The 10,578-nt window shown below is 50.4% G+C and carries 12 protein-coding genes; 3 read left to right on the forward strand and 9 right to left on the reverse strand.

Features of this window, described 5'->3' with window-relative positions:
• Positions 1–7: 7 nt before the first annotated feature.
• From ldtE to sufA, 7 genes are all read right to left on the reverse strand, one after another.
• Positions 8–1,012, reverse strand: a complete 1,005-nt coding sequence (ldtE, locus tag OGX99_RS21185) for a L,D-transpeptidase LdtE (RefSeq protein WP_187253017.1) — start codon at positions 1,010–1,012, stop codon at positions 8–10.
• A gap of 123 nt (positions 1,013–1,135) precedes the next feature.
• Complete coding sequence (gene sufE / locus OGX99_RS21190; protein ID WP_151219041.1) at positions 1,136–1,552, reverse strand: cysteine desulfuration protein SufE; 417 nt, start codon at positions 1,550–1,552, stop codon at positions 1,136–1,138.
• Positions 1,553–1,564: 12 nt separating this feature from the next.
• A complete protein-coding gene (sufS, locus tag OGX99_RS21195) occupies positions 1,565–2,785 on the reverse strand; it encodes a cysteine desulfurase SufS (RefSeq protein ID WP_151225390.1) in 1,221 nt (406 codons plus the stop codon).
• Positions 2,782–4,053: a Fe-S cluster assembly protein SufD gene (gene sufD, locus OGX99_RS21200; protein WP_252838332.1), complete on the reverse strand. Its 1,272-nt coding sequence runs from the start codon at positions 4,051–4,053 to the stop codon at positions 2,782–2,784. Before sufD ends, sufS begins: the two co-directional genes overlap by 4 nt.
• Positions 4,028–4,774, reverse strand: coding sequence for a Fe-S cluster assembly ATPase SufC (gene sufC, locus OGX99_RS21205; RefSeq protein ID WP_187259529.1), 747 nt, complete (start codon positions 4,772–4,774; stop codon positions 4,028–4,030). Before sufC ends, sufD begins: the two co-directional genes overlap by 26 nt.
• Before the next feature lie 16 nt (positions 4,775–4,790).
• On the reverse strand, positions 4,791–6,278 hold the full coding sequence (gene sufB, locus OGX99_RS21210; protein ID WP_286545008.1) for a Fe-S cluster assembly protein SufB: 1,488 nt from the start codon (positions 6,276–6,278) through the stop codon (positions 4,791–4,793).
• 8 nt (positions 6,279–6,286) lie between these two features.
• Positions 6,287–6,655: a Fe-S cluster assembly scaffold SufA gene (gene sufA, locus OGX99_RS21215; protein ID WP_151219036.1), complete on the reverse strand. Its 369-nt coding sequence runs from the start codon at positions 6,653–6,655 to the stop codon at positions 6,287–6,289.
• Between the two features lie 667 nt (positions 6,656–7,322).
• Between sufA and OGX99_RS21220 the strand changes: the two genes are divergently transcribed.
• Both OGX99_RS21220 and OGX99_RS21225 read left to right on the forward strand, forming a co-directional pair.
• Positions 7,323–7,685 (forward strand): CHAP domain-containing protein, encoded by a 363-nt coding sequence (locus OGX99_RS21220; protein WP_086551149.1) that lies wholly within the window; start codon positions 7,323–7,325, stop codon positions 7,683–7,685.
• Between the two features lies 1 nt (position 7,686).
• Positions 7,687–8,118, forward strand: coding sequence for a DUF3828 domain-containing protein (locus OGX99_RS21225; protein ID WP_286545011.1), 432 nt, complete (start codon positions 7,687–7,689; stop codon positions 8,116–8,118).
• 333 nt (positions 8,119–8,451) lie between these two features.
• Here the strand turns inward: OGX99_RS21225 and OGX99_RS21230 are convergent, their stop codons facing one another.
• Positions 8,452–9,327 (reverse strand): LysR family transcriptional regulator, encoded by an 876-nt coding sequence (locus OGX99_RS21230; protein ID WP_210905008.1) that lies wholly within the window; start codon positions 9,325–9,327, stop codon positions 8,452–8,454.
• Between the two features lie 122 nt (positions 9,328–9,449).
• On the opposite strand from OGX99_RS21230, the gene OGX99_RS21235 reads away from it, so the two are divergent.
• Positions 9,450–10,301, forward strand: a complete 852-nt coding sequence (locus tag OGX99_RS21235) for a Vmh family MBL fold metallo-hydrolase (RefSeq protein WP_151219033.1) — start codon at positions 9,450–9,452, stop codon at positions 10,299–10,301.
• Between the two features lie 67 nt (positions 10,302–10,368).
• Here OGX99_RS21235 and OGX99_RS21240 read toward each other — a convergent pair whose 3' ends face one another.
• Complete coding sequence (locus OGX99_RS21240; RefSeq protein ID WP_151219032.1) at positions 10,369–10,557, reverse strand: YdiH family protein; 189 nt, start codon at positions 10,555–10,557, stop codon at positions 10,369–10,371.
• Positions 10,558–10,578: the final 21 nt, after the last annotated feature.

Genomic DNA, 10,578 nt, shown 5'->3' on the forward strand with positions numbered 1-10,578 from the left:
TTCCCTGCTATTGCGTTGCGTGCACCTCTGCATCCCCTCCTGGTACGCCATTACGCGCAGACTTCACTTCCGCACCCTTGCTAACTACCGAGACTTGTCCGGCTGTCACTGTGACAGGATAGCCCGCGCGGCGATACAACGCTCGTTCCACCAGGCTGTTATCCACGGCTTTGTCGTCTTTAAATGAGGTAAAACCGGCGGGTAGTACATAGGGCATAGTCTGGACGTTTTGTTCCTCTTCCGGCGACAACGGTCGATGCACTTCGACATAGCGCATGCCGTTCGGCTCAACCGAATATTTAATCGGTTCATTAATCACTCTGACCGGCGTTCCAGTGCGGACCTGAGCAAACAATGCTTTGATGTCCGGTGCATTCATGCGAATACAGCCGGAACTCACACGCAAGCCCACGCTATCCGGCGCGCTGGTGCCATGGATCAGGTATTCACCGTTTCCATGCGCCAGACGCAGTGCAAAGCGCCCTAACGGATTATTTGGCCCAGCGGGTACAACTGGCGGTAGAGTTATGCCTCGCTCCAGAGAGCGTTTACGGATGCCTGGTGTAGGAGTCCAGGTGGGATTTGGGATCTTCTGCCCAACCCGGGTTTCCATAACCGGCGTTTCCAGTCCTTGTAAACCAATCCCAATCGGGAAGACCTGAACAATATTCTCACCCGGCGGGAAGTAATACAGACGCAGTTCCGCAAGATTCACAATAATGCCTTCGCGTGGCGCATCTGGCAGCAATAATTGCGAGGGAATGGTAATCAGCGTTCCGGGTTTTGGGACGGGGGCAATAGTATTATTGGCTTCAAGGATCAGCATTGCGGCAGTATCAAACTTACGGGCAATCGCCTGTAGGTTTTTATCGCCTTCCTGCACGGTGTAGGTTTGGTTTTGCCCAACAAGACGGCTGTTCGCCTGTGGCAAAGGATAATCGACCGCCCATGCGGCCTGAATAGCACTGTAAGCGCCGATTAGCATTAACGTAATAACAGACGCGCGTTTCATACTCACTCACCCCCCTGGCGTTCATGCCGGATGGCGGCAAGCGCCCGATCCGGCCTACGAGTCACTGCGTTGCCCAACACGAGATTGTTCAGGTCGCTCTGAAAAATGACGTGTCTTATCAGTTTAGCTAAGAGTTACGGCTTTGGCGCGAATTGCCCGAATCATCGCTTCGAGCCCTTGTGACCGAGACGGTGTGAGATGCTGTGCGAGCGCCATTTTTTCAAACCACGGACGCACATCAAAATTCACAATATCCTGGGCCATCATGCGGTCATACAAAATGAATACCACCGCAATAAGCCCTTTCACAATAGCCGCATCGCTGTCGCCCTGAAATTCAATAATTCCTTCGGCATTCTGACGCATAACAATCCATACCTGGCTTTGACATCCCTGGATGCTATTTTCCACATTACGATCGTCGTCGCTTAATTGTGGCAGACGTTGACCCAGTTCAATAATGTACAGGTATTTCTCTTCCCAATTAGCGCAACGCGTAAAATTACGCAACAACTTTTCTTTATCCGGTAGCGCAGCCATAACGCCTCCCTGTTAGCCCAGTAAGTGATGAATACGCTTGAGACCTGTTACCAGGCGATCCACTTCTTCATGGGTGTTGTACATGGCAATCGACGCCCGGCACATCGCGGGAACGTTATAAAAGGCCATCAGCGGCATTGCGCAGTGATGCCCCGTTCGTACAGCAATGCCATAGTTATCGAGAAAACTCCCGACGTCATAAGCATGATGCTTGCCGAGGTTAAACGCAATCACGCCCAGACGGTTATCCGGTCCGTAGATCGTTAAATCCGGCACATCCCCCAGCTGTTCAAGCGCATAGCACATCATGAATTGTTCATATTCGCTGATTTCAGCCAGCCCCAGCGCTGAAATATATTCAATAGCCGCGCCGAGCCCAATAATTCCACCCGTATTTGGCGTTCCGGCTTCAAACCGCCAGGGGGCTTTGGCCCATGTCGTTCCCTGGCTCAGGCTCACTGTCGCAATCATCGACCCGCCACCTTCCCACGGCGGCATCTCCTGTAGCAGCGACTCTCTGGCATACAGAACACCAATACCAGTTGGCCCATAGAGCTTGTGACCGGAGAAAACATAGAAGTCGCAATCCAGCGCCTGCACATCCACCTGATGATGCATAACCGCCTGTGCGCCATCCACCAGTACTTTTGCACCGTATTGATGCGCCAGCGCGATCATCTCACCCAACGGGTTTTCCGTGCCCAGTACGTTAGATACGTGGGTAATCGCCAGCAGTTGCGTGCGATCGTCAAACAGCATCGGCAGCGCTTCCAGTTGCAATGTACCATCGTCATTAAGTGGAATAACGCGCAGTTCAGCCCCGACGCGGGCACACAGCATCTGCCAGGGCACAATGTTGGCATGATGCTCCATTTCGCTGATGATGATGTTATCACCCGCCCGCACATTGCTGTTGCCCCAGCTGTTTGCTACCAGGTTGATCCCTTCCGTGGTACCGCGAACAAACACCAGCTCCTCCGCTGAGCGGGCGTTAATAAACAGCGAGGCGAGCTTGCGCACATTCTCCATTTTTTCCGTGGCCTGAGCACTCAACGTATGGATACCACGGTGGACCGCCGCATAGCCGTGACGGTAAAACTCGGCTTCAGCATCAATCACCTGGTTAGGTTTTTGCGCGCTGGCGGCGCTGTCCAGATACGCCAACGGTAAACCATTCACTTCACGCGTCAGGATTGGAAAATCGGCCCGCACTTTTTCAATGGGAAATGTCATGCTACGCCTCCCGGCAAGCGTTGGGCGATCCTTGCCAATACCTGTTGCTTCAGCGTTTCCTCGTCCAGGGCTTCCGTTAGCTCAGCGGCAAACGCATAGAGAATCATTTGTTGGGCATCCTGCTGGCCGATCCCACGCGAACGCAGATAGAACATCTGCTCGTCGTCGATCCGCCCTACCGTCGCCCCGTGGCTGCATTTCACGTCGTCGGCATAGATTTCAAGTTGTGGTTTGGTATCCACCTCAGCCAGTTTACCGAGCAGCAAATTATTGTTGGTCATCTGACCATCAGTTTTAATAGCGTGCTGAGCAACGTTAATCAGGCCATTGAATACCGCCCGCCCCTTATCGCTGACAATCGTTTTATGCAACTGGCGGCTGTTGCAATATCCCTTGTTATGCTCAAGCCAGGTACGGGTGTCGCAGACTTCATTTTTCACCGGCATCGCCAGGCTGTTGAGCCGAAGCGTCGTGTTTTCGCCGTTAAGCTGAGTGCTGGTGTTATGGCGCAGCACCGCATCACCGAGTAAAAAGCTGTGGCTGGTGGCCGTGGCATCCGCCCCCAATTGAATGTCATTATGTGCGAAGTGGTGGCTTTGCGGATTCTCAAACGCCAGTTTGATATGGCGCAAGTGCGCATTCGCCGCGACATTCATGGTTAAGCGTGCGCCAGTGAAATGACGAAGCTCGCTAAGGCTGACATAGTGTTCAATGACGGTTGCTTCAGCCCCTTCCGCCAGTTCCAGATGGTGGCGATAGTGCGCCGTATTCACCTGATCGCTCGCCAGCCCCTGGGTAATGTGCAACAACAACAGCGGTTTCTTCGGCCGCTGGTTTCGCTTCACCTTAATGTACGTGACGCTACGCGACAGGCTTTCGGTCAGGTGCAGAAAGACTTCCGGTTGGATGGCGGCCGGTAGCGTCTGGCGTACATCATCAACGGTAATATCAAAACCACTACCTTCCGCGCTGTCGCTCAGCGTTGGAGAGAATTGCCCGTCGACAAATACCAGTCGTATGGCCTCAATAGCCGGTGCTAACGCTTCACACTGGGCTGACGATATCTCATTGACATGGCTGACAAACTGGCTGTGGGTTAATCCCTCCAGCGGCGTGTATTTCCAGTCCTCATGCTTACGCGTTGGCAGCCCCAGTCGCAGCATCTGTTGCAGGTGCTGCTGGGCATGTTGCGAGCGAGTCTCACCTTGCGTCGCAAACAGATGGTGCCACTGTTGCAACACGTTACTGCTGTTCGCTAAGCCAGCCATAACCTTGCTCCTCCAGTTGTTTGACCAGTGTGAAATCACCGGATTTCACAATTCGCCCCTGGTAGAGAACGTGAACATAATCGGGTTTGATATAGTCCAGGATACGCTGATAATGGGTGACGATAATGAATGAACGTTGCCCATCACGCAGCGAGTTCACGCCGTCGGCGACGATTTTCAGCGCGTCAATATCCAGCCCGGAGTCTGACTCATCCAGAATGCACAACTGAGGCTCCAGTACCGCCATTTGCAAAATGTCATTACGCTTTTTCTCACCGCCGGAGAAACCGACGTTGACCGAACGCGTGAGCAAATCTTCCGGCATCTTCAGCAACGCAATTTTTTCTTCCATCAGATCCTGGAAGTCAAACCTGTCCAGTGACTCTTCGCCACGGTAGGTGCGCACCGCATTCAGTGCCGTTTGCAGGAAAAACTGATTACTTACGCCGGGGATTTCTACTGGATACTGAAATGCCATAAAGATGCCTTCACCGGCCCGGTCTTCCGGTGACAGTTCCAGTAAATCTTTACCGTTGAACTCTACCGTCCCGCCGGTGACTTCATAGTCTTCACGTCCGGCGAGCGTGGCGGAAAGCGTACTTTTCCCGGAACCGTTTGGCCCCATAATGGCGTGCACTTCTCCGGGGCGAATGTCAAGACTCAGCCCACGCAGGATCGTCTTATCTTCCACACTGACCTGTAAATCTTTGATGCTTAACATGTGCTTTCCTTAAATTTTAACCGACGCTGTGTTCAAGACTTATGGCGAGAAGTTTTTGCGCTTCCACGGCAAATTCCAGCGGCAGTTCAGAGAACACGTCTTTACAGAAACCATTCACGATCATCGAAATGGCATCCTCTTCGCTGATACCGCGCTGCAGGCAGTAAAATAGCTGGTCTTCACCAATGCGCGACGTCGTGGCTTCGTGTTCAAGCTGGGCGCTGTTGTTACGACACTCCACATACGGGAAGGTGTGCGCCCCACAATCCGCGCCGATCAGCATCGAGTCGCATTGGGTATAGTTGCGGGCATTGGTGGCGGTTGGCATGATTTTCACTAAACCGCGATAGCTGTTCTGACTGTGTCCGGCGGAGATACCTTTCGAGATGATGGTTGATTTGGTGTTCTTGCCAATGTGGATCATCTTGGTGCCAGTATCGGCCTGCTGATGACCACTGGTCAGGGCCACGGAGTAGAATTCGCCGATAGAGTTATCCCCACGCAGAATGCAGCTTGGGTATTTCCAGGTAATGGCCGAACCGGTTTCTGACTGCGTCCACGACATTTTGCTGTTTTCGCCTTCGCACAGCGCCCGCTTGGTAACAAAGTTCAAAATGCCGCCGGTATTGCCATCGCCAGGGAACCAGTTTTGTACCGTCGAGTATTTTACTTCGGCATCTTTGTGGATGATGACCTCCACTACCGCAGCATGCAGCTGATAGCTGTCGCGCACAGGGGCCGAACAGCCTTCGATATAGCTGACGTAGCTTCCCTCATCCGCAACCAGAATGGTGCGTTCAAACTGCCCGGTTTTTTCCGCATTGATACGGAAATAGGTCGACAGTTCCATTGGGCAACGCACACCTTTCGGCACATAAATAAACGTACCGTCGGAGGCCACTGCCGCATTCAGCGCGGCAAAGAAATTGTCATTACCCGGAACAACCGTGCCCAGATACTGTTTTACCAGCTCCGGGTGGTCGTGAATCGCCTCACCGAACGAACAGAAAATAATGCCCTGTTCCGCCAGTTTGTCGCGATAGGTGGTCGCCACCGACACCGAGTCAAAAATGGCATCAACCGCCACCTCTTTGCCTTCGCGGACCGGCACGCCAAGCTGTTCAAAGGCGTCCTCGACCTCTTTACTTAAAAATGCATTTGCGCCCGTTTGCTGCACGGCTCCCGGTTCAGACATACAGGTTTCATCGCAGTTGCCGCAGGACGGCGCAGAGTAATAGCTGTAATCCTGATAATTCAGTTTGTCATAGTGCGCTTTTAGCCAGTGCGGTTCTTCCATGGTCAACCATGCCTGAAAGGCATTAAGGCGGAATTCCAGCATCCAGTCGGGTTCATTACGTTTTGCCGAAATTGCGCGCACGACCTCTTCGCTGATCCCTTTCGCCAGCTCGTCGGTTTGCAGTTGGGTGAAGAACCCCTCTTTGTAATTAAGGTGCCCGTCAGCCCAGGTGTTGACATCGTCAGTTGCTTCAGTATTACGAGACATAGTACCGCCTATACCCCAAAACTTTCGCCACAGCCGCATTCGTTCTGGGCTTTCGGGTTATGAAATTTAAATAACTGGTTTAATCCTTCGCGAACAAAATCGACTTCTGTGCCGTCGATGAACGGCATCGCCTGTAACGGCACATACAGTCTGGCACCATCCATTTCAAACAGGAGATCGTCTTTTTGAGTCTCACGGACGGTATCCAGCACGTAGCCGAATCCTGCACATCCCGTTTGCTTCACGCCCAGGCGAACGCCCAACATGCCGGGTTGCTTTGCCATCAGTTCGCGGATGTGCGCCGCAGCCGCTGGCGTTAACCTCAGTCCACGCCAGGCAAAATCTTCCGGGTTAAATGTTCCTGAATGCAATTCCATAGGGTTACCTCGAGTCACTAGCTTTTAAGCTATAACAATATGTTAGTGATAATGATTATCACTTCAACCCCTCAACAGCAGGGGCATTCGGGTTAATCGCCCTTTTTGGTTACTTTTAATAAGCATAGACCCTGCAGCGCGGGTTATCAGAGATGGATTATTTTGTTCAATGCTTTGATTAATAATGGATTATGAAAATCCAATCGTTCAGGCAGGTCAAAGATCAAAAGATGTATAGATAATGTCTATTTAAGAGATAGGTTTTGAAAATTTAATGAAATCATGTGATTATTATATAATCAGTAACTTAGTCTTTTCTCGTGATAGATAAGTACAGACTATTTAACGCCCCAAATTGAGCCCTCAGCGCGATTTTGCCCCCCAAATCCTAAAATGGAGGTTATGCGAGGCGTGTTCCCAATTTTAAACGTCATAATTTACAAGCCAGTTTGATTTTAACAGTAGACATTACGTTAATAAGATTAACTTTGGGATTTGCAGGACTAATTGCTAATTCAATATATTGCCATACGCTTTAATTATCAATTCGATAATTAATATTGGCATTACATATGTTGATTAATTAAATCTCACTATAAAATACAATTTCGAATTAAGTGCCGGAGTATTATTATTTTATGATTCATTCTATTACTAAGGGAAAATTATGTCATGGAATAAACATGATGCGGTCTCGTATGCGCGAAGTCACGCGCATCAAAAAAGCCAGGGTTATTGCGCTCGAGCAGTAGCTGCAGCAATTCGCGCTGGCGGCGTCAAAATTGAAGGTGCTAACGCCAACAGTTTTGCAAGGTCACTAGAAAAAGCAGGATTCAGCAAATCATACGGCACCCCAATAGAGGGCGATATAGCGGTTATTGATGCTTTACCAGGTCCAAACCAGTATGGGCACGCCTGTATTTACGATGGGACGGGAACCTGGTACTCCGATTTCGTACAGCGCAGTTTATACCCTGGGCCGCAGTACAGAAAAATCCAGCCCACTGTTACTATATACAGGCACAAGTGACATGAAAAAATTACTGCTTTTGCTACTGGTGACATCATCTGCTATGGCAAATAATACCAACGATCCTGTTAACCAGGCCGTTGCATTTAATAAGTGGTACGTGAACCAAATTAACAATAATAATTTCCCGATTACCGACGGTAAGGATATCGATAAATACGTTACTGCATCAACAATGCAGAAACTAAGGCGAACACAAGATCCAAATTATGATGATGAGGTTTTCTATTCTTCTGATTTTTTTCTAAAATCACAATATATCGGTGACGACTGGACAGAGAATGTGGCCATATCCTCATATGACTGGGATCCTGTCTGCGTAAACGTCAATATAACGTTCGGCAAAAAAAATCCTCACACAGTTATTGATTGTATGGTTAATGAAAATGGCGAGTGGAAAGTACAGTCCGTTGCTGCACGCGATAACAATTAACGACGTTATGACAGAGTTACTATGCCATGGCACATCCGCGAATACCCCTGCTATATCGCCGGAAAGTAAAAAAGCCTGCGCGAACTAAATGGGATTTTTATATTTTCCGTGTCAATGATAATGGAATCGACCCCAGCTAATTGACAAACAACAAAAAACCCTTAAGTCTGATTGCTGGCAGGCTTAAGGGTTCCGGCCCCATCCGGCGCTTATCTCCGGCACTCACAATGGCTTAGCTCTTGAAGGGGCGATAAGAAGAATCTCATACACTGATAATTTTTTTTTAACACAAATTGCGGTTTGATTATTTTTTGAGCGCAGTCAATGACATAATTAGCGCGTAGTTTCACTAATTGCGTCTAACAACAGGCGTAACCCAGCTGGCTGATGCTCCCGAGAAAGGTATAAACCATAAATCGGCAGGCATTTGGGCTGTAGCTCTGGTAATAAGCGAATTAACGCCCCCTGCGCCAGCCCTTCCCGCGCCTCCAGTTCCGGCACCAGCGCAATGCCCATTCCCGCCTGCGCCGACTCACAGAGCAGCGAAGAGATTCCGGCGCTCAAGTTCCCTTTAATCGCAACGGCGACATCCTGGTCGTAGACATCCTGAAAGTGCCAGGATTTACCAGCAAACCCGCTGTAATAGAGGCAATTGTGCCGCGTCAGATCGTCGAGCGTTTCAGGAGTACCGTATTGATGCAGGTAATCTACAGACGCGCAGAGCACCGATTTACAGTCGCCAAGGCGACGGGCGATGGTTCCGGGTTCGGGATTTTCCGTTATACGGATTGCCACATCAATCCGTTCTCCTACCAGGCTTACCGGTTGATTATTGATCTCCACCTCGATCCGCAACTGCGGATACTGCGCCAGAAATGTGGGCAGTACCGGCGCTAATATATGCATAGCAGTAAAGTGCGCACAGGCCACACGTAGCGTGCCACTGGGCGTTTGCGCGGCGCTGGCGGCCCCGATATCCAGCGAGAGTTGCGCCAGAGAACGTGTTTTCGCTAATGCCTCTTCACCCGCTGGCGTGATCGTCAAGCGACGCGATGATCGATGGATAAGCCTTGCGCCTGCCCATTTTTCCATCTCGTCGAGGTAACGACTGACCATCGGACGGGAAAGCCCCAATGCACGTGCAGCGGCGCTCAGACTGCCCAAATCACAGATATGGTTAAATACCGTTGCCGCCATTACTCTGTCCATTACATCCCATCCGATCGTTTTATGAAACTCAGCATGTCCTAATGAGGGAATTCTAACAGATCCGAATTTCCTTAAAATACGGGAACTATCAAAAGACAATTCCCTGCATAAGGTTACCCGGCATGAAAGTTAAAACTCTGGCCCTGCTGTTACCTCTCTTCGCTTCTTCAGCCTTCGCCGCGCCGCTACAACTGGAGGTTTACAATCCCCAGGACAAGGGTATTTTCCCGGTCTCTTCGACGCTGGTGTCTGGTCCCAAAGAGGCCATTTTGTTTGACGCCCAGTTCAGCACCAAAGATGGCGAACAACTGGTGCAGATGATTCACGCCAGCGGTAAAACGCTGAAGGCTATCGTGATCACCTCCGGCGATCCGGATTTCTATTTTGGCCTGCAGCCTATCGTCAATGCCTTCCCACAGGTAAAAGTTCTGGCAACACCACACGTAGTGGACCATATCCGCGCCACCAAAGAGGCTAAACTGCAGTTCTGGGGTCCGCAAATGAAGGATGGTGCGCCAACATCGCTCACCGTTCCGCAGGCGACAACGCAAACGCAGTTCACGGTTGATGGCGAAACACTGGAACTGCGCCATCCCGACGATTATGCAGCCTATGTCTGGATCCCAGCAAACCGTGCCATTATTGGCGGTACTGGCGTGGCTTCCGGTATACATGTCTGGACGGCAGATACTCAGTCTGCAGAACAACGTAGCGCATGGCGTAGCGTACTGAGCGAAATGCAGAACTTACACCCCACTCAGGTGATCCCAGGTCATTACATTGGCGAACGCCCTACGGGCGATAAAGCGATTCGCTTCACTCAGGACTATTTGCAGTCGTTTGAGCAGGCATTAGAGGCGAAGAAAGGATCTGACTATGTGATTAAAACCATGACCGCGGCTTGGTCAGGTCTCGCGGACACAAGCTCTCTGGAGCTAAGTGCAAAAGTCAATACCGGTGAGATGAAGTGGTAATGAAGATTTAAGGCAAAAAATAACCCCGAACGCGTGTCGGGGTTTTTACTCGATAAGCATACCGGAATCAATGAACGCCCATGCGCCAGGCAAAATAGATCTCTTCTTTCAGTTCAATCGATGAAAGCGCCAGTAAATCAGCAAACTCCAGTTCGAGTTGTTTCAGTCTTTTCAGGTACTGAGCCGGTGAAAGATCGGATTTATCACGACGTAAAAATTCTATTGCCAGTTGGGCCGGGTCTAATTGGGTAGACATATCATCCTCGCTTGTGTTCAA

The organism is Citrobacter sp. Cu096, from assembly GCF_030332285.1.
GTDB classification, from domain to species: domain Bacteria; phylum Pseudomonadota; class Gammaproteobacteria; order Enterobacterales; family Enterobacteriaceae; genus Citrobacter; species Citrobacter meridianamericanus.